We start from the raw sequence: 20,597 nt of genomic DNA on the forward strand, positions 1-20,597 counted from the left end.
AAATTCGTTTTGCAGTAACACTTATTGTTATCTAATCACTTGAAAAAGAAAGGTTTCAGCGCTGTGCCATTGAATAAAACCGCAAACATAAAGTTTAACGAACATGGTGAGCCGTACTCTGCTGACTTTGATGATATTTATTTTGATCACCAACATGGCAGCTCACAAAGTGAACAAGTGTTTCTTGACAACAACCATATTCCGAAAGTTTGGCACACGTTTCGAGGGGATAAATTCAGTATTGTAGAAACTGGTTTTGGTAGCGGATTAAATTTTTTCATTACCGCGGCAAAATTCATTCAATTCAAACAAAGCAATAACTCGCCACTGTCGCTGCATTTTATTAGTTGCGATAAATACCCATTAAACAAAGATGACTTTGCCAAAGTAATGGCACTTTGGCCGCAATATAGTGATTTATCGTCGCGTTTATTACAACACTACGATCCGCTACAAAACAGCCTAGACATATGCTTTGACGAATTAAGCATAAGGTTGACCATATACTTTGATGATGCGACAGAAAGTTTAAGCAAGCTGAGCTCTGATAACGCACAACATATTGATGCCTTTTATCTTGATGGTTTTGCGCCAAGTCGCAATCGCGATATGTGGAATGATGACTTGTTTGCACAATTAGCGTTACTGGCGAGAAAAGGGGCTACTATAGGCACATTCACTGTCGCCGGTTTCGTGCGCCGTGGTTTAGAAGCGGTTGGTTTTAAACTTGAAAAGCATGAGCACAATGATGACGCCTATAAGAGCGAGTCAACCAAAGGGCGATTTGTGGGCGTCAGTAAACAAAAGCCATTAACCGGATTTAAAATACGCTCAAAAGTAGAAAGCTCGCAACACGCCACTATTATTGGTGGTGGCTTAGCTGCTGCTTGTACCGCACTGGCACTTGCTAAACGCAATATCAAAGTAACAGTATTATGCCAAGACGATGAAATTGCCATGGGCGCATCGAGTAACGCTATTGGTGCGATATACCCACTGCTGCACCAACAAAAAGATACTATTAGTGAATTTTATCAACTCGGTTTTGAACACTCGCTCAAGCTATTTCAGCAACTTTTAGCCGAAGGCTATCAATTCAGTCACGGCTTTGATGGCTTAATAGAAGTAAGTTTTAAACACGCATTAGTCCAGCGACAACAAAAGTTCGCTGAGCTTAACGCTTGGCCTAATGATTTAATTCACCCAATTAGCGCTGAACAAACTAATGAAATTTCAGGGATTAATGTTGATAAACCGGGACTGTTTATGCCACGAGCTGGTTGGGTTTGCCCACCTGAATTAGTCAAGGCAATAATGAAAGCTGCAAATGACACCGGTAATGTAAAAGTTAAACTAAAACGAAAATTAGAATCGGTAAAACAAGTTGCCAAAAATCGCTGGTTAATCACTACCAACAAAGAACAAAAACAAGTTCAAAATGTCATTTTTTGCACTGGCGCAGACAGTTTAGATATCGACATATTAGGCGACTTGCCTTTAAGCGCTGTGCGCGGCCAAGTAACGCAAATGCAAACCAACGCAACCATTAATAACTTAAAAACTGTGCTGTGTCATAAAGGTTATCTAACCCCGGCCAATAATGGCATGCATTGTATTGGCGCAACCTTTGATAAAGACGATGTTGACTTATCTTATCGCCAGCAAGACGATGAATATAATTTGAATATGCTAGATAAATGCTTAGGCGATATTGCCGGCTGGCAGCTCAAAGACGTCAAAGGTGGTAAGGCCCGACTACGTTGTTGCACTCCCGATCATTTACCCGTTGTTGGCAGACTGCCAGAAATAGAGTTGCATAAAGAGTATTATCAACACCTGAGTAAAGATAAAAACTGGCACTTTAAAGAACCCGCACCGTTTAAACCAGGTTTATATATCTTATCTGGGTTAGGAGCTCGTGGCTTATGTTCAGCGCCGCTTTTAGCAGAAATACTAGCCGCAGAGCTATGTAATGACGAGCAAATAGTTGATGAAGAAATGTTATTTAACTTATCAACAAACCGATTTGTTATTCGAGATATGATCAAACGAAAATAGAGAAAGTGCGCTCTTTGAAGTCTCGCTATTGATCCATATATAAATTAACGACAAGTATCTTCAGTTGAGTTTTGCCATTGGCGGTCAATCGAGATCTGAAGCTTTTAGTAATGATACTTACATGAGATGATAGTTAATGCATTTTCGTCAACAGCATAAACCAACCTGATTGTATCATCTATGCGTCTTGACCAAAAACCTGAAAGGTTTTCTTTTAAAGGCTCTGGTTTGCCAATCTCCGCCAGTTACCTTAAGCAATAATAGAAACAATTAACCACGTCATTGCGGCGAAGGCCGAGACCCCCTTCAGATTCGAAGTGGCTTTATAATATACGCTTTTAACGGCACGCTATTACTGGAGGAGGTTGCGTTCTGCAACGCAATGACGGTGCGCACTTTCTTATTATGTGCGCACATCTTTGATGCTCTTTATCGGATATTATTTAGGTCGCCTAATCGCTCATTACAGCCCGTGGGCTTTTGATTTAACTTACGTTAATTCATCGACTAGCGCAAACATGTCAGTCAAAATTTCTGCTTCAATAAATATTAGATAACGTTCTAAGAATCAAAAAATCACTTTGATTTTTTGCCAAAAACTGTCAACAATTTCAGCGTCTTGCTTTGACAATTCACCTTTTGCAATGATGAGTTGGTTAGTTACTAAATCATATAGTGGCTGACTTAACACTTGCTCTTCATCACCAAAATCCACAGCAGCCACTTCAACGAAACCACGGATATAGGAGCTGGCAAATAAGATATCGTCATCGTCTAACTCTATTAGCGAATCAAAAAACATATTTAAATGTTCTAGTGTTGTTATGTCTTTTGAAATCGAAAAGTTTAACATTAAAATTCTTTCTCTTTTATTTATATAGCTAGCTACTTATAACAAACCTGGGCTTGCTACAGGGTATAAAACTTGATCGTGAAAACCAGTAACCACTGGAATAAAACCAGACAATTCTTTATCCAAAGTTGCATCGCCGGTATCAACAATTAATGGTCGTTGATTTAAGGCCTGAAGTTTGGTTTTAGTGGCAACAACAATAATATTTTCTTTACCGATAGCGCGGATAATACGAGGGCTTAGCTGTTGGTTACCGCGACCAAAGATATGGCCTTGACCACCAATGACAGTGATCACCAATTTGACGCCATGTTTAGACGATGTGACTTGTTCATATAACTGGCTTTCTATGACATCATTTGCCACGAGTTCTTGTTCTAACAAAAGATCTACGCCTAACAAAGTGTTATCGATGGCTAGTTCGTCCATTACCGTCGCAACCGTTGAGCCAGAGCCAATAACAAACAATTCGTCATCCATTAGCTCAATCACATGGGCCGCAATATCCATAAGAACCAGTTCATCGGTTTCTTTGCCACCAGATTTTACCGCTTGAATATACTGCAACTCACTTGGAATTTGCATTTCACCATAGCGACGTGCGCGCACAGTGCCTTGGCGAAACGCGTCTTCATCAATATCCATTACATCGGCATCAACAAAAGATACAATTTCATTATTAATCATTTGTTCGACAACTCGGCCAGCTGCACTTGGCGTTAAGGCATAAACACCAGAATGGATTTTACAGCCAGCAGGAATCCCTAATACCGGAAAATAACCGGCAACTTTGGCGCATACATTTCTCGCAGTGCCATCACCACCAGCAAACAGTAATAAGTCCATATGTTGCTGCTGTAATATATCGACCAAGTTTTCACTGTCTGAAAAACTAGAGTGTTCACCTTGATATTGATAAACAACTTCAACATTAAAACCAAGCTCAAGAGCAATATTCTCGCCCATATCATTACCCGCGGTATAAATGGTAATTTGCGATTGATAAGGAATGAGCACTTCAAGTGCTAGCTTTGCTCGTAAATTAGCTTTTGGCTCAGCACCTAAGGCCAACGCCTTTTGCGCGGTATCAATGCCATCACTGCCTTTTAAAGCAACACTGCCGCCTATCCCTGCAATAGGGTTCACTAAAAACCCAAGTTTGAACTGTTTCATAAGTTTATTAATTCTGGTTGTGAATATTTTATCCCGGTTAACGGGTGGACAAAATCAAAGAGCTCAGGGCTAAGCTCTAATCCTGGCTGATAAAAAGCGATAAGTGCATCAATAAATTGCTGCGCGCGGACTGGAAAACCATGTTCTAAGTATTCGAGCAATTGTTGATATACTTGACTTTGAAAGGCAAAACGATCGACATCAATTGCCAAGTTATCTACCGAGACATTAAACTTAAAGGCACTTGCAACACAAAGTGCCCATTCAATCGCCTGCGGCTTAATCTCAACTTTTTCAAATTCGCTTTGCTGTTGTTCGTTACGACCATCGGGCGCATACCAATAACCATAATCTTCTAATAACCGGCGCTCTTTGCCGGCAATGCACCAATGAGCTATTTCATGAAATGCACTAGCATAAAAGCCATGGGCAAAAATAATACGATGGTAGCTCGCACTATTATCCGCAGGTAAATACACAGGCTCACTTTCGCCTTTTAACAGGCGTGTGTTTTCGCTTATAGCAAATTGTTCGTTAAAAATTGTGATTAAGTCTTGATAGTGATGATTCATATTTAATCGTAAATTAAGATTATGTTGTGCATTTTAACGAAATTGAGGGCTAAATTTAATCTTTATTTTGCGCTATAGTATTGGTTCAAAAATAATAAACGATTAACCACCATGAAAAAACTAGACGATGTTGATTTAAAAATTTTAACGCAACTGTTTAATGATGCAGATATTACCAATAAGGAACTTGCGCAAAAAGTCAGTATTGCGCCTTCGACTTGTCTTGAGCGGGTAAAACGAATGAAGTCCGCAGGGGTTATTAAAGGCAGTTATATCGACGTCAATTACAATACCATAGGCGGTAATATTCAAGCGATAGCAGCCATTGTATTGCAACCATATTCAGAACAAATTGTTGACGCACTAAAAAATGACTTACTTCCAAAAGCTGAAATTATTAGTATGTTTCATATGGGAGGAGCGTTTGATTTTTATATTCATATGTCAGTGAAAGACACTGAACACTTAAGACGTTTTGTTTTTGAAGCGATTACCTCAAGAGATGAAGTAACAAATGTCGAGACCGCTTTGGTATTTGAGCACAGTAGAAGTCCGAGTATTCCGCTTTTTAACCGCTAAACTTAGCCTTTAAAATCAGTATTTAAACTCAGTCTTTAAACTTAATCGCCAAATTGAGCAACAATAATAATTATTGCTCAACTTAGCAGTATACTCAGACTCAATGTAAGTTTATTGGTCCCAACTATAAGGCTTGTAGTCATCTGTTTCTGGAGCGATTTTTAAATAAAGCTCATCAGCACGTTGACGACAACGTTTAATTTGATCGCGAGACAGCTTTTTAGAGTCCATTTCCATACTTTTTTCTGCCGGCTCGTAACCATTAAATGCTGCCACACGGTTCCATATGTATGACTCTTCAATACTTTTTGTCACCCCAAGACCATCAAAATAGAGCAATGCCAAATTAAATTGTGCCAAAGCATAATTTTGCATGGCTGAATCACGATACCAAATTGCAGCTTTACTATAGCTTTGCGTAGCACCATCACCCGTTTGATACATCACTCCTAAATTATATTGAGCGGCAGCTAGCCCTTTATCAGCGGCTCTGCGGGTGTATTCAAAACCTTGACGTTTATTTTTTACCGTGCCGCGGCCTTCTATATACATTTGCGCTAAAGCAAATTGCGCTTCAGCAATGCCACGACCAGCAGCACGTTGATACAACTCAAAGGCTTTAACATAATCCTTGCTCACACCTTGACCATTCTCATATAGCCCAGCTTGCTGATACAAAGCTTGCGGATAACCAAGCTCAACTAAAGGTTTAAGTTCTTCATTGGCCCCGACAAAATCGCCACGATTAATCATTTTGACTGCGTCGTTATAATCAGCAACGGCTGTACTTGATACCGTAACAGTAATTAAAGCGACGATAAGTTTTTTAAATAAAGGCATTTCGCCTCCTATCAAGTATCTGAAATTAAAAAGGTATTTACCTTTTGTGATAATGGTCTCATTATAGTATTTAATTAGAGAAATTAGATATGCAAATTTCTCTTTTTGTACATTTAACTGTTAAAAATATCATTTTAAAACATTATGATTTAGCTAGTCGGTCGTACAAAACAATCGAGCCAGCGACGGCAACATTTAAACTGTAATCGCCAGGTAATTGGATCAGATTATGGCATTTATCGATTGTCTCGCGTGGCAATCCCGACTGTTCATTGCCAAGCAGATAAACGCAGCGATGTGGATGTTGATATTCACCAATCATCACAGACTTTTTATCAAGTTCTACCCCGACTAAACGCGTGTCGTATGGCAAATGAGCAATAAGATCATCAATATCATGGTAGTTATACAACGGGATTTTTTGCCATGCATTAACCACATCTTGGGTTTGTTTTTTATACCTATCACCGACAGTGAATATAAACGATGCCCCCATAATGTAGGCACTGCGCCATAAGGTACCAATGTTAACCTGTTCTTTATTGTTATAAATTCCAATACCAAAAAAACCGTCGGTAGGATAAGTCTGCTTTAATCTAGCCATTATTACTGCTCATATTTAATTGTTCTTTGCGTTAGTCAAAAGAATTAAAGGTTAAGTTTTCATTTTCTAATAATTGTTTCAATTTAGCTTTATCATGGAGAAATATTTTACCGCGTTCTATGGCAAGTATGCCCTGCTTTTCAAACTTCTTTAATACCGCATTAACGCGTTGGCGAGTCACATCGGATAAATCAGCCAGTTGCTGTTGAGTAATACTTAAATAAGATACCGCGCCTTTTATACCGCGTTGCTTATTAATCAAGTCTAATAATGTAAAAGCAACTTTCAAATCAATAGAAAATTTACTATTAAAAAAACCGCGTTGAATTAATGGTAAACTTTTCTTTTTCAGGTGCTCAAACATAAATTTATAGAATTCTGGCTGCTGCTCTTTTAAAACCTGCATTTGCTGTTCCGGTATCTTTAAATATTGACTGTCTTGTAGAAACTCAACCGATATCGATTCTTGCAAGCGATACCCCATCAAATCACCATAATAAAGAAATTCATTTTGCCCGATGAGATGATAGGTAAAATGATCAAAATCCTTGGTTCGCATCGAAATAATCAAACTGCCATTAAGCAGATAAAACATGCCTTCCTTAGTATCCTCGGTATTTTTAAACTCGTAGCCTTGTTGATGGGTTTGTAATACCCCGTACTGCAAAAATGCTCGTTTAAATTCACTTGATAATTCGCAAGGCCATTGAATTTGTTGTTCTAATTCGTGAACTTTTATATTCGATAACGACAAAACATCCCCTTAAACACTTAATAAATTTTGATTTTTTACAAACGATTACACTGTCAAACAAGTTATAGCAGATTAATAATCAAAAATGTCCTCAAAAGGACAAAACTATGCAAATTAGTTCGCAATAATAGCGTCATCAATTAATTACTCAGTGTTTCAACATCTAGTTAAACATTGAACTACTTTAAATTAGTTTTAAAAAGGAACTAGCGATGAAAGTAAATAATGTCACTAAACTTGCTGCTGTTATCTCTGCGGTATTTCTATCAACTGCAACGGTTTTACCTTCGGCAGTGGCCGCTGGTGCTGCTGCGCCAGTAGTATCAAAAGCGCCAATTGCAGGCACAACTCTTTTTACTAATGTTAATGTATTTAACGGCACGGAAAACAAGTTATACAAAAACTTAAATGTTCTAGTTGAAGGCAAAATAATCAAAAGCATCAGCAAAACAAAACCTGCTGTAGGGTCTGATGTTGTTCTTATTGATGGTGAAGGCCGCACATTAATGCCAGGTATGATTGACTCGCACGTGCATTTAGCAATCAACAGCTTATTTTCAGACTTAGAGCAAAATTCAGATCATTATGATATTGCGTACCGTGGCGTTCCAATTCTAGAAAACACATTGGAAGACGGCTTTACTTCTGTACGTGATATGGGCGGGCCTGTATTTGGTATGGCTCGTGCCGTTAATAACGGCACGTTAGTTGGTCCTCGTATTTATCCATCTGGTGCGTTCTTATCTCAAACATCTGGTCATGGCGATTTTCGCGACCGCTCTGATGTTGCATTCACCCCTAAAAATGCAAATGATAATTCAAATTTTGAAAACTTGGGTTTTGGTGCAGTAGTTGATGGTGTTCCAGAGGCATTACGTGCGACCCGCACTAACTTACGAAATGGTGCAACTCAAATTAAAATCATGGCAGGTGGCGGTGGTTCATCAAAATACGATCCACTTGATGTTACTCAATTCTCAGTCGAAGAGACTTGTGCCATTGTTGAAACCACTAAAGATTGGAACACCTACGTTGGTGCGCATATTTTTACTGACCGTGCGATTAATCGTAGTTTAGATTGTGGTGTTAAAACCTTTGAACATGGTTTTTTCGCCTCAAAAGAAACTTATGAGCGTATGGCTAAAGAAGGCGCTTATGTTGTTCCACAATTTTGGGCTTTATCTCCAGCGTTATTAGAAAACCCTAATATGCCTGCTGATAAACTGCCATTAGTTAAGCAACTACTTAAAAAGTATGCGGATGTTGGTAAAGTTATGTTAGATGCGGGTGTTAAAATTGCTTTCCAATCTGATTACTTAGGAACAGTTGATGACGGCTCTCGTGCACGTCGTTATGAAATTTACGCAAGCTCACAAATGCTTGGTAAAGGCGATTACAATGGTAACTTCGAAACATTGAAATCATTAACATCAGTGCCAGGTGAAATGCTAGCAATGTCAGGTCCTCGTAACCCTGCACCAGGTAAGCTAGGTGTAATTGAAGTTGGTGCTACCGCAGATATTTTACTTATCGACGGTAATCCACTAGAAGATATCGGTGTACTTAACGGTGGTTACACTGAATGGTACTCTCAGCCAGCACCAAGTGAAACGCCAATCGAAACAATAGATATGGTAATGAAAGAAGGTGTTATCTACCGCAACGACCTTTAATTATAAGTTCGTACCAGGGCTAGCGTTTGCTAGCCCTTTTAATAAGTACTTTTTTTAAATTTTTAGAAATTTGCTAATACCATTACAATACAATTGGTTTACTCTATACTTCACAGTTTATATTTTAAATATGATTTTCCTACAACTAAATCTAAAAAGAGTTAAAGTGATGAAACAACTTCTATCCCTATTTTTAATTTTGAGTATAAGTGTTTTCCAATCAGCGTATGCAGAAAATTCTTTTAATTGGGCTACTTTACAGCCAGAGCAACAAGAGGTTATTGATCCGTTTGCCCAATTAAGTCCGATGCAATTAGACAAGTTAGGTTATTACCTAGGATTGGTGAAGTATTTGCAGCAACAAAACACTGACGCACCAAAAGATGACAAGTTGGTTTCGCTTATGCAAAAAAAAGACGAGCTTGAAAGCTGGTTTAAGTCTGAGAAAATGGATGTGGACTTGTTATTAATGCAACGCCAAGAAATTATTAAATTGCGCACAGAAAATGCAACCAATACTAATCCATTAGCTATTGGTAAGGAAATAACAGTAACCGGCTATATCGTGCCACTTAATGCCAACGAACCAAAATTAAATGGCTTCTTTTTACGACAAAACTCACCTTATATTATAATCGGACATCAACACACATCGCCCGATGCCAACCAAACAATTTGGATAGAAAGCGACAAAAAATTATCTATAAAAGCACTCGATAAAGCAGTGTCGTTAACAGGGGTGCTGACACCAACTAGCGTCAACAAAACAGTCATTGCAATTGATGGTTATGATGTTGACTATGCGGCTTCTTACAAGCTAGAGGCTGCAGAGGTATTAACGACAGATATGCAATAAGTTTAAGGCAAGTTTTTCACAAAAAATTTAAACAAGATAGAAAACAGCGACTTTAAGTCGCTGTTTTTTTTTGTGTAAGAATCTTGTTTCTTCAGATATTAGATATAGGTAGTCATTGCATTGGAAGTTATTCTTTAAACCAATTATGTACCCATTGGTAAGACTGCTCAATCTTAAAGCTCTCACTAGCAAATTCACTGTAATCATCGGCAATATCTATATGGTCATGTTTTAACGAAACTAACGTCACTATCTCATCGGCATATTGGGCTTCAGACTCACAACCTGAACTTATCGACTGGGCATGAACTGTATAATTAGTAACCCCTAGCGGAATATCGCGTTTAAATGTGTCACGTTCACAAGGGTCTACTTCCCCTTGAGAATATACATCTTGGTCAACTACCAACTTAGTCAATGGTAAGTCAGAATCCCATGATAAATCGATATTATCAATACGTGGATTAAAGTCTTCCAGGTATTTGGTAGCGTTGTTTACCGTTAACTCAACCGGTACATAATAACGCGCAAAGCTATTTTGATAGTTGATTTCAGTTTCAAATTCTACTTCGTACAAGGTACGTTCAACGTTCTCAATTATTATGGTGTAATCACTATCATTCGAGCTGGTAGTTTCATCATAATAGTCACGTAAATCATAGCGTTTTCCATTTAGAATCAATCGAAATTTATCATTTTCGGAAACTTTTACAAACTTATAATCTGTACCAACCTTGGCATATAAGCGAATGACAAACTTAAAGCTTATTGTTTCTTCTTCGCTATCAACTTCTTCGAACAGTGTCTCTGCTTTTACGTTAAGTTTGAAATGCGTATCTTGTTCAAGTTCATCAGAACTCACATCATCGCTGCAGCCACCTAGGGCTAATAAAGCCAATAGCATTAATAAATATAAAGAATGTTTCATCATTTTCCCCTGTTACTTTCTTATCGAATTAATTGAAAGAGATGCTAGCAAGGAAAATTATTTGATAATACTGAAACAGGAAAAGTATCACTTTAGTTACTAAAAGGTATTAAATAGTGATACCGGCTATGTTTCTAGGACTTTCTCAGAAATAGAAAAGGCTGCGGATGCAGCCTTTTAGATATAGATTTAACTCTTGTGTAAGAATTAGGTAAGCGAATCGAAAAACTTCTTCACTCCATCAAAGAAGCCTTGCTCCTTTGGTCGGTATTTAGCCGCTTCTTTTCCTTCACCCATACTCGCTTGTAATTGTTCCAGTAACTCAATCTGTTCTGACTTAAGGTTCACTGGTGTTTCAATCACAACCTTGCACATTAAATCACCGGTCATAGAACTACGAACTGATTTAACGCCCTTGCCGCGCATGCGGAACATTTTACCGGTTTGCGTTTCGCTTGGGATCTTGAGCTTAACTTTACCATCTAAGGTTGGTACTTCAATTTCACCGCCAAGTGCTGCTGTAGTAAAACTAATTGGCACTTCACAATACAAGTTATTTTCATCACGAACAAAAATGTCATGATCACGAACATTAACTTGTACGTATAAGTCACCTGCTGGAGCGCCCATTTCACCGGCTTCACCTTCGCCTGATAAACGAATTCTATCGCCAGTATCAACACCTGCAGGGATTTTAGCCGATAACGTTTTAGTCTTTTCAACACGACCTTGACCGCGACATGATGTACATGGTTCTTTGATCACCTTACCGCGACCAGAACATGTTGGACAGGTTTGTTGAACCGCAAATAGTCCTTGGCGCATTTGTACTTGACCATGGCCATGACAGGTTTGACATGTCGATGCAGACGAACCTTTCTTAGCACCACTACCATCACAAGGATCACAGTTAACGTAAGTAGGAACTTTTAATTCTACTGTCTTACCCTTAACCGCTTCTTCTAACGTCATGTCTAAGTTATAACGTAAATCTGAACCGCGTCGATTGCGAGATTGACCACCACGACCGCCACCACCAAAGATATCACCAAAGATATCGCCAAAAGAGTCGCCAAAGCCACCACCGCCAAAACCGCCATGTCCACCATGACCGCCTTGCTCAAATGCTGCGTGACCATATTGATCATAAGCCGCACGCTTTTGACTATCGTTTAGAATTTCGTACGCTTCTTTAACTTCTTTAAACTGCTCTTCTTTGCTTTTATCACCCTTGGTTCTATCCGGGTGAAATTTCATCGCTAAGCGTTTATAAGCTTTTTTAATTTCACGTTCACCAGCATCTTTTGAGATACCAAGAACTTCATAATAATCGCGTTTTGACATAAATATCTTTACTTATCATTTAGCTAAACTGCTAATTTTTTAGCTAGCTGTTATAAACAATAAAGCGCTGGCATAACCTAAGGCAGCAGCGCTTTATTCATTTTAATAATAAACTCTATTACTAGTAGCTATTATTTTTTGTCGTCTTTAACTTCTTCGAACTCAGCATCAACAACGTCATCGCCAGCAGGTTGCGCTTGTTCAGCTTGACCTTCTGGAGCGCCGCCTTGAGCTTGGGCTTTCGCCTGTGCGATTTCCATTAATTTTGCAGACGCTTCGATAACCGCTTGAGATTTTGCATCAATCGCTTCTTTGTCGTCGCCTTTGATAGCTTCTTCAAGTTCAGTTAATGCTGCTTCAATTTTCTCTTTGTCTTCAGCAGGAAGATCATCACCAGCTTCTGTGATTTGAGTGCGTGTTGCATGCACCATACCATCAGCTTGGTTACGAGCAGTAACTAGTTCTTCGAACTTAGCATCAGCGTCAGCGTTTGCTTCAGCATCACGTACCATTTGTTCTACTTCGTCGTCAGATAAACCTGAAGATGCTTTGATAGTGATCTTCTGTTCTTTACCTGTGTTCTTATCTTTTGCTGTTACATGCAAGATACCATCAGCATCGATATCGAAAGTAACTTCGATTTGTGGTGTGCCACGTGGTGCTGCATCAATACCTTCAAGGTTGAATTGACCAAGAGATTTGTTTAAAGATGCTTGCTTACGCTCACCTTGAACAACATGTACAGTTACCGCAGATTGGTTATCTTCAGCCGTTGAGAACGTTTGCGATTGCTTAGTAGGAATCGTTGTGTTCTTGTCGATAACTTTCGTCATTACGCCACCCATGGTTTCAATACCAAGAGATAATGGAGTAACGTCTAATAATAATACGTCAGTAACGTCACCAGAAAGAACACCAGCTTGTACCGCAGCACCAGAAGCTACCGCTTCATCAGGGTTTACGTCTTTACGTGGTTCTTTACCAAAGAACTCAGTAACAGTGCTTTGTACTAGTGGCATACGAGTTTGACCACCAACTAAAATTACATCAGTAATGTCAGACGTTGAAAGGTCTGCATCTGCTAATGCTGTTTTTAATGGATTAAGAGTCGCTTTAACCATATCTTCAACTAATGATTCTAGTTTTGCACGTGTCACTTTAATGTTCATGTGCTTAGGACCAGACGCATCTGCCGTGATGTAAGGTAAGTTAACATCAGTTTGTTGTGCTGAAGAAAGTTCACATTTTGCTTTCTCTGCCGCTTCTTTCAAACGTTGCATCGCAAGTGGGTCAGACGTTAAGTCCATACCTTGGTCTTTCTTAAATTCTTCTACTAGGTAGTTGATTAGACGGTTGTCAAAATCTTCACCACCTAAGTGAGTGTCACCATTTGTCGCTAATACTTCAAACGTGTGCTCGCCTTCAACTTCATCGATTTCGATGATAGAGATATCGAATGTACCACCACCAAGGTCATAAACAGCAACAACACGGTCGCCTTCTTTTTTGTCCATGCCGTATGCAAGTGCAGCAGCAGTTGGTTCGTTGATAATACGTTTAACATCAAGACCAGCAATACGACCAGCATCTTTCGTTGCTTGACGTTGTGAGTCGTTAAAGTATGCAGGTACTGTGATAACCGCTTCAGTAACTTCTTCACCTAAGAAGTCTTCAGCCGTTTTCTTCATTTTCTTAAGTACTTCAGCAGAAACTTGTGGTGGCGCAATAGTTTCGCCTTTCGCTTCTACCCAAGCATCACCATTGTCTGCTTTCTTAATAGCAAATGGCATGATTTCGATATCGCGTTGAACTTCTTTATCTTCAAAACGACGACCGATTAAACGCTTGATAGCAAATAATGTGTTTTCTGGGTTAGTTACTGATTGACGTTTAGCTGGTTGACCAACTAACGTTTCGCCTTCCGCTGTATATGCGATGATTGACGGAGTCGTACGATCGCCTTCTGCATTTTCAATAACACGTACAGTGTCGCCATCTAGTACAGCAACACATGAGTTTGTGGTCCCTAGGTCAATACCAATTATTTTGCCCATTTGAGATACTCCAATTAAATATAATTCAACAATTCTTTGATAGTTAAGTATGTGGGGAGGGATAGATTGCTTTTCAATAGAAAAAACAAAAAAACTTTAAAAAATTAAAAATTTTTTAAAGTTTTTATGATGAACTGGCTATATTTCACTATGAATTGGGGGAGTATAGGTTACCAAAGGTTTGTAATTCTTTTTCATCGGAGTATTCGTTACGAATGTTTTCTACTTTATCTAAGCAGGATTTAAAGTGAGTCACTAACACCGGATCAAAATGTTTACCGGCCTGCTCCTCTAAAAACGCCATGGCTTTTTCTACGCTCCATGCTTTTTTGTAAGGACGCTCCGATGTTAATGCATCAAAGACATCGGCGATTGCAACAATGCGTGCACTTAGGGGAATGTCTTCACCCGCTAAGTTATGCGGATAGCCGCTGCCATCAAATTTTTCGTGATGATACAAACAAACTTCTTTAGCCAACATTAACAATGGCGAATCATTACTACCAAGTATTTCCGCTCCGTAAATCACATGGCGCTGCATTTCTTGCCACTCTTCATCATTGAGTTTATCTTTCTTTTTTAAGATATCGTCGCGAATACCTATTTTTCCAATATCATGCATAGGAGCAGCATTAAACAGCAAATCAACCCAATTTTCGTCGGCATTGATTGCCTCGGCGAGATAACGGGAATACCAACTCATGCGGATAACATGCATCCCGGTTTCGTTATCTTTAAACTCCGCAGCTCGGCCAAGTCGTCGAATAATTTGTGCACGAGTTTGTTCTAACTCTTCGGTGCGTTTGAGTACTTTGCGCTCGAGTTCGCGCTGTTGATCGTATAATGCAAGCTGTGTCTTTACACGAGCAAGTACAATAGGAACGCTTACCGGTTTAGCGATATAGTCAACAGCGCCGAGCTCAAAACCAACTCGCTCATCTTCAATTTCACTTTTTGCTGTAACAAATATTACTGGGATATTCGATGTTACAGGATTGGCTTTAAGCTGCCGACACACCTCATGGCCGTCCATACCGGGCATCATTACATCGAGTAAGATCAAATCAGGCTTTTGTTTTGCTTGCGCGATTTTCAGCGCCAGTTCGCCATTTAAGGCAGCTTTGACCTTATACTTTTCACGTAAAATGCCATTCAATACGTCAATATTATCGGCATTGTCATCTACAACAAGTATTATTGCTTGTTCAGTCATTTCTTGTATCCAATTTATAATGTGTTATGAACAATGAGAGTAACTCGCTTGCTTGGTCAAAGTCATAATTCTCAATGTTTTGGCTGATCATTTTAAACTCTTGTTGAATTGAGCTTTTATTTATCTTAGCCAAAATTTGTTCTGCTAAGTCGAGCGCATCCGTTTCAAAATTATCGACCATCTGTTGCAGCTGCTTTATTTTCTCAGCCATCGAATCAAGAGTTACTTCATTGGCTTCAAAAGACTCTTCTTTATCGTTTTCTGATGTACTTGCTTGTTTGTCAAAGAAATCTACCAATTCAGTCATCACTAATTGTAGCTTCTTACTGCATTGTTGAAAGTGACTGCTAATCACTTCAGTTTCGGCATTTTTATTACACGCATTTTCAAGCTCTTCCGCTTCTGCCTGCAAAGCATTCGCCCCAATGTTTGCTGCTGTTCCCTTTAAAGTGTGGGCAATTAAAGAAGCTTGTTGTAAATCTTGCTCAGCCCAACTCTCTGAAAACGTTAGATAAAAATCACTTTGATTGGAAATAAATTTCTTCAACAATCGAGCATAAAGCGCTTGATCACCATTACAGGTTTGCAAGCCAAATGCGATATTAATTGAGCTAAAACTTGCTATCGATAAATCAATATCCCCATAAGCTTTGGTCGGTTTTGCTTCATCTATTTTTTCAATTTTTTCGACGGTTGTTTTAATTTGTGTTGCTGATAAACCTGAAGGCTTGATCCAATGGTGCATAGTGGCAAACATGTCTTTAACTATAATCGGTTTACCAATGTGATCGTTCATGCCTGCGCTAATAACTTTTTCTTTGTCACCTGCCATAGCATTGGCTGTCATCGCAATTATCGGCAAATCGGCAAAGTCTTGGCGGATAATCGATGTTGCCGTATAACCATCCATGATAGGCATTTGTAAATCCATTAAAACACCGTCGTAATGATTAGTATTTACCATTTGCACCGCTTGTTCGCCATTTTCGGCAAGATCAACAATCATATCGCCTTGACGTAATAACTCCAATGCTAACTCTTGATTTAGCTCATTATCCTCAACCAGTAAAATTTTAGCGCCAGCGAGAGACAATTGCGCGGTACGAATTTTTTCATCTTGCAACGCACCTCGCGTGGTGGCGATATAAGATTCCCCCATAAGTCGCATCATCTCATCGAAAACAGACGAGGCGGTGACCGGTTTTGCCAGAAAACTATCAACATGTTCACTGACAATTTCTTTGGCGTACTGTTTTATCTCTTCACGACCATGGGCGGTAACCATAATAAAATGTTTGGTTTTTTCACCGACCAGTTGTTTTAACTTCTCTACAGTTTGCAAACCATCTAGGCCAGGCATTTTCCAGTCAATCATAACAAAATCAAATTCATCTTCGCTTTGTATTACCGTTGAAATTGCATCGAGTCCATTACTTGCTTTTGTCACCTGACAAGAAAATGACTCCATGATATTACTTAACACATTAAGCGCTAACGGATTATCATCAACTAGAAGCACTCGCTTATCTGCCAATAAACCAATTTGCTCTTCACTGAATTTTTGTTGTTGTTCTCCTTTAGGGGCTTCAAGAATCGCATCAAAGAAAAAACAACTGCCTTTACCGACTTCACTTTCAACCCAAATATCGCCTTGCATTAAGCTGACAATTTTTTTACAAATAGTCAGTCCTAAACCTGTGCCGCCATATTTGCGTGTTGTTGATGTATCCGCTTGGCTAAACGATTGGAATAATTTTTGTTGTTGCTCGGGACTCATACCAATACCAGAGTCTTGTACTGCAAAACGAAGCTTAATTTTGTTTTCTGTACGTTCAGCCATTTTGATCGAAATGACGACCTGTCCATGCTCGGTAAACTTAATCGCGTTGGTAGCTAGGTTAATTAAAACTTGATTTAAACGCAGCGGATCACCTTTAACATGCACAGGCACATTAGGCTCTATATTAAATAGCAGTTCTAAACTCTTTTCATGTGTTTGCACACCAAGAATATTCGATAAATCATGCATTACATCTTCTAAGTGAAAATCAATACATTCTAAATCTAACTTGCCGGCCTCAATCTTGGAGAAGTCGAGAATATCATTAATAATACCAAGTAAAGACTCCGCCGCTTTATGGACTTTTTGAATGTAGTTTCGTGGTTTATTCTCTAAGTCATATTCAAGCGCTAAATGAGACATACCTATGATTGCATTCATCGGAGTTCGGATCTCGTGGCTCATGTTGGCTAAGAAATCAGATTTTGCTTTTGAGGCTTCATCAGCTAATTGTTTGGCATCGAGCAGCGCATTTTTGGCTAAATTTTCTTGGGTAATATCGCGCAAAGACACAATTACAAACCGTTCTTTATCAATTGAAAACGGCGTGTATACACTTTCAACTTCCACCACCGAGTTATCGCTTTTTAATATATCTAAAGCGACGTCATCAATGCCACTGCTATGAATAATTGGATCTAACCAGTAATCTTGGGTAAACGTGCGATGCTCCGCGCGTCTATGCTCAGGAATAATGCACTCTAATGACTGACCGACAAGGTCTGCTGGTTTAAAACCAAGCATACGCTGGGTTGTCGCATTTGCTTGGACAATGATGTCATGTTCATTAACCAGCATCATGGTAATTGGCGCATACTCAAGAATTAAATTAATGCGCTCTCGTTCTTTTAGTCGATCGCCAATGTCTTTAAATGCAATCACCGCTGAAAGGTTATTTTCATTGTCACCAAGAGGTGTCACAGAATATTCGACAAAAACCTTATCATTATGGTCTCGCCAAAACACATCAAAGTTGACGTTCATGGTTTTGTTAAGCGTTAACGCTTGCAAAATCGGGCTAGTTTCTCGAGTACGTTCCTCTCCCTCATTGTCATGATGATGAAATAACTCTAAATGACTTTGACCTATCGCCTGTTGCTCGCTCAAATTAAGTAATTTTTCAGCCGATTTATTCAAGAACACGCATCGCCCTTGGTTATCTATACCAAAAATTCCATCGGCAACAGAAGCCAAGACTGTTCGCGATTTTCGTTCTGAAACTTCAAGTTCAGCGGTACGCTCAAGGACTATAGATTCCAGTTGCTCTTTCGAACGGTTTGCAAGTTCGTTTGAACGTCTTGCGATAATAAATAAAAAGGCAGAAAGTGATATGATGATCAGTACAGTGATTAAGGTCACCACTAAGATTAAATCTCGTAATTTCAGATAGTTTTCATCATATTCAGTTTTATGAATTTCAGTAACAATAGTTAAGTTGTATTTCGACACCCAAGTCCAACTGCCGACTACTAAATCATTTTTATAATTTAAATACCCTTCAAAATTGCTGCCATTCAATCCAAGTTGCGTGCTTTGTACAATTGGATTTTTTTCAACCTCTGGCAGTTTTACATTTAAAATACTTGATTGATTTGTCGTTATCGTGCCGTTATTAATTAAATCATTCTTAAAGCGTGTTGCCGAAATCATACTACCGCTGGTATCGATAGCATACGCATCAAATGAATCACCTAGTCCTGATTTTGCAAAGAGCGATGAAAAACTCTTTACTGGGTCAAAACTAAGAGCAAAAATAGCTATCACCTCTCCTGATTCATCTTTAACAGGTGTTGCGATAAAGACCAAGGCATCACTGGTGTATGCTTTTTTGCCTGACACATCCACCGCAGGAACAAACAAAGTGCGACCTTCGAGTACCTCATTGAAAACAGCAACCCTTTGCAGTGCTAATTCACTTTTTTGCCCTATCACTAAATCTTCACTATTATATAAATTTCTGCCATCGTTATCGATGATATGGAATCCACGTGAATTAATTGTTGTCGAAGGCCTTATCTTGAAAAAGTGTGCTAAATCTTTATTAATTTGCCTTTGCTGGTCATCAGTTGCTTGGTTATATGTATTTAATTGGCTAACTAAATCTATAAATTCCGGCAAAAGACTTATTTCTTCAATGAGATCCTTTCTTGATGAATACCAAGTATCTAGGTCGCTAGTAATCAACGATTGGTCTAAATCAATAAAGTGTTTAATATCCTCTTCTGCTTGTTGTTTATAATCGGTTAAATACCAATTAACGATTGAAAACAGCACAGCTAAGATCAGCGTGTTAGTTAAAAAGTAAATGATCTTAAACCTTGAGGTGCCGAACTTTAGAGCAAGCTCGTCGGAGTGTTTTATGCCATAACGAACTAATAATAGTCCGGTAAGGATGGCAATTAAAATATAAACATAGCTGGTATAATTCGCTTGTACTGATTCTATTAAACCTTGTTCTTCAAGAGAGTCTGTCCACTGTAATTGACTGTCTATCCAATGGGCCTCACCTAATTGAGAAATGCCCCAATTTAATATTTCAGCAAGTTCTGGTTTATTTTTGTCGACACAAAAACCTAAATTAAATGTGGGTAAATGATCTAACGGGATGCTTTTAAAGCGCGCCTTATTTCGGTTTCTTTCACTATAAAGTAAACTGACCGCACTGGTTATAAATCCGGTTATCTTGCCTTTACTAACTTGCTCTAAGCCTTTCTCTAAGCTGTCCACTTCAATGGAGTTTTTCTCACCAACTAAAGCTATAGCATGCTCTAAATTAACGTAACCATTAACCACACCTATAGTGGCGTCTTTGCTTAATTGGCCAATATCTTTAATCGATGAATCAATTGGAAGCGCCAAAATAGAAGTACGTTTTAACATCGGCTCAGTGATCAATACTTCTTTTTCTCTTGCCGGACTATAAGAACACAAGGAAAGCGCATCGATTTGATGATTTTTAACTTTATCGTACTCATTTTTAAAGGTTGTTGCGGATGTGACAGTTAATGTTAGCGGTAAAATTTCATTCAGCTTTTGTCGATATAACACCCCAATCCCAGCCGGGTTACCTTGTTCATCAAGGTAATCTAACGGTGCAACACCAGCGTCAATGGCAATATTAATTTGAGGATTATCGTTCGCCCATCGCTTTAAGTTTTCAGGTAGTTCTGCAGCGCTAACATTTGCAGAAAACTGTATAACCAATAGTGCAACGATATTTATTAATATTTTCATTAAATTAAAAAAACTTCCAATT

At 38.8% G+C, this 20,597-nt stretch carries 15 protein-coding genes and 1 pseudogene; 4 read left to right on the forward strand and 12 right to left on the reverse strand.

The features are described from left to right. Window positions 1-63 precede the first annotated feature (63 nt). Complete coding sequence (gene mnmC / locus LT090_RS12445; protein ID WP_157726603.1) at window positions 64-2,058, forward strand: bifunctional tRNA (5-methylaminomethyl-2-thiouridine)(34)-methyltransferase MnmC2/FAD-dependent 5-carboxymethylaminomethyl-2-thiouridine(34) oxidoreductase MnmC1; 1,995 nt, start codon at window positions 64-66, stop codon at window positions 2,056-2,058. Window positions 2,059-2,162: 104 nt separating this feature from the next. Here the strand turns inward: mnmC and LT090_RS16845 are convergent. The 4 genes and pseudogenes from LT090_RS16845 to LT090_RS12460 all read right to left on the reverse strand — a co-directional run. After that, a pseudogene (locus LT090_RS16845) lies at window positions 2,163-2,294 on the reverse strand (Txe/YoeB family addiction module toxin); the annotation flags it as partial. A 332-nt stretch (window positions 2,295-2,626) separates the two neighbouring features. Beyond that, window positions 2,627-2,911, reverse strand: a complete 285-nt coding sequence (locus LT090_RS12450) for a YfcL family protein (RefSeq protein WP_068545653.1) — start codon at window positions 2,909-2,911, stop codon at window positions 2,627-2,629. 36 nt (window positions 2,912-2,947) lie between these two features. Further along, window positions 2,948-4,084: an ATP-NAD kinase family protein gene (locus LT090_RS12455; RefSeq protein ID WP_068545652.1), complete on the reverse strand. Its 1,137-nt coding sequence runs from the start codon at window positions 4,082-4,084 to the stop codon at window positions 2,948-2,950. Continuing rightward, window positions 4,081-4,656: an elongation factor P hydroxylase gene (locus tag LT090_RS12460; RefSeq protein WP_068545651.1), complete on the reverse strand. Its 576-nt coding sequence runs from the start codon at window positions 4,654-4,656 to the stop codon at window positions 4,081-4,083. Before LT090_RS12460 ends, LT090_RS12455 begins: the two co-directional genes overlap by 4 nt. Before the next feature lie 111 nt (window positions 4,657-4,767). On the opposite strand from LT090_RS12460, the gene LT090_RS12465 reads away from it, so the two are divergent. After that, window positions 4,768-5,235: an Lrp/AsnC family transcriptional regulator gene (locus LT090_RS12465; RefSeq protein WP_068545650.1), complete on the forward strand. Its 468-nt coding sequence runs from the start codon at window positions 4,768-4,770 to the stop codon at window positions 5,233-5,235. Window positions 5,236-5,346: 111 nt separating this feature from the next. Here the strand turns inward: LT090_RS12465 and LT090_RS12470 are convergent, their stop codons facing one another. The 3 genes from LT090_RS12470 to LT090_RS12480 form a co-directional block, all read right to left on the reverse strand. Beyond that, window positions 5,347-6,075, reverse strand: a complete 729-nt coding sequence (locus LT090_RS12470; protein WP_068545649.1) for a tetratricopeptide repeat protein — start codon at window positions 6,073-6,075, stop codon at window positions 5,347-5,349. 142 nt (window positions 6,076-6,217) lie between these two features. Continuing rightward, a complete protein-coding gene (locus tag LT090_RS12475; protein WP_068545648.1) occupies window positions 6,218-6,679 on the reverse strand; it encodes an RNA methyltransferase in 462 nt (153 codons plus the stop codon). Window positions 6,680-6,710: 31 nt separating this feature from the next. Further along, the gene (locus tag LT090_RS12480; protein ID WP_068545647.1) at window positions 6,711-7,433 is read right to left on the reverse strand and encodes a Crp/Fnr family transcriptional regulator; all 723 of its coding nucleotides are present in this window, start codon (window positions 7,431-7,433) and stop codon (window positions 6,711-6,713) included. Window positions 7,434-7,645: 212 nt separating this feature from the next. On the opposite strand from LT090_RS12480, the gene LT090_RS12485 reads away from it, so the two are divergent. Next, on the forward strand, window positions 7,646-9,106 hold the full coding sequence (locus tag LT090_RS12485) for a metal-dependent hydrolase family protein (RefSeq protein WP_082897095.1): 1,461 nt from the start codon (window positions 7,646-7,648) through the stop codon (window positions 9,104-9,106). Window positions 9,107-9,275: 169 nt separating this feature from the next. Continuing rightward, window positions 9,276-9,962: a DUF3299 domain-containing protein gene (locus LT090_RS12490; protein ID WP_068545646.1), complete on the forward strand. Its 687-nt coding sequence runs from the start codon at window positions 9,276-9,278 to the stop codon at window positions 9,960-9,962. 127 nt (window positions 9,963-10,089) lie between these two features. Here LT090_RS12490 and LT090_RS12495 read toward each other — a convergent pair whose 3' ends face one another. The 5 genes from LT090_RS12495 to LT090_RS12515 all read right to left on the reverse strand — a co-directional run bounded on the left by LT090_RS12495 (window position 10,090) and on the right by LT090_RS12515 (window position 20,575). Continuing rightward, window positions 10,090-10,893, reverse strand: a complete 804-nt coding sequence (locus LT090_RS12495; RefSeq protein WP_157726601.1) for a hypothetical protein — start codon at window positions 10,891-10,893, stop codon at window positions 10,090-10,092. Window positions 10,894-11,097: 204 nt separating this feature from the next. Then, window positions 11,098-12,234 carry a molecular chaperone DnaJ gene (gene dnaJ, locus LT090_RS12500; protein WP_068545644.1) on the reverse strand — a complete coding sequence of 379 codons (1,137 nt, stop codon included), beginning with the start codon at window positions 12,232-12,234 and terminating at the stop codon, window positions 11,098-11,100. Between the two features lie 131 nt (window positions 12,235-12,365). After that, the gene (gene dnaK, locus LT090_RS12505; RefSeq protein ID WP_068545643.1) at window positions 12,366-14,288 is read right to left on the reverse strand and encodes a molecular chaperone DnaK; all 1,923 of its coding nucleotides are present in this window, start codon (window positions 14,286-14,288) and stop codon (window positions 12,366-12,368) included. A gap of 148 nt (window positions 14,289-14,436) precedes the next feature. After that, entirely contained in the window at window positions 14,437-15,501 is a 1,065-nt protein-coding gene (locus tag LT090_RS12510) for an HD domain-containing phosphohydrolase (RefSeq protein WP_068545642.1), read from the reverse strand. Next, window positions 15,494-20,575, reverse strand: coding sequence for a response regulator (locus LT090_RS12515; RefSeq protein WP_068545641.1), 5,082 nt, complete (start codon window positions 20,573-20,575; stop codon window positions 15,494-15,496). Before LT090_RS12515 ends, LT090_RS12510 begins: the two co-directional genes overlap by 8 nt. Window positions 20,576-20,597: the final 22 nt, after the last annotated feature.

The organism is Thalassotalea crassostreae (assembly GCF_001831495.1).
GTDB classification, from domain to species: domain Bacteria; phylum Pseudomonadota; class Gammaproteobacteria; order Enterobacterales; family Alteromonadaceae; genus Thalassotalea_A; species Thalassotalea_A crassostreae.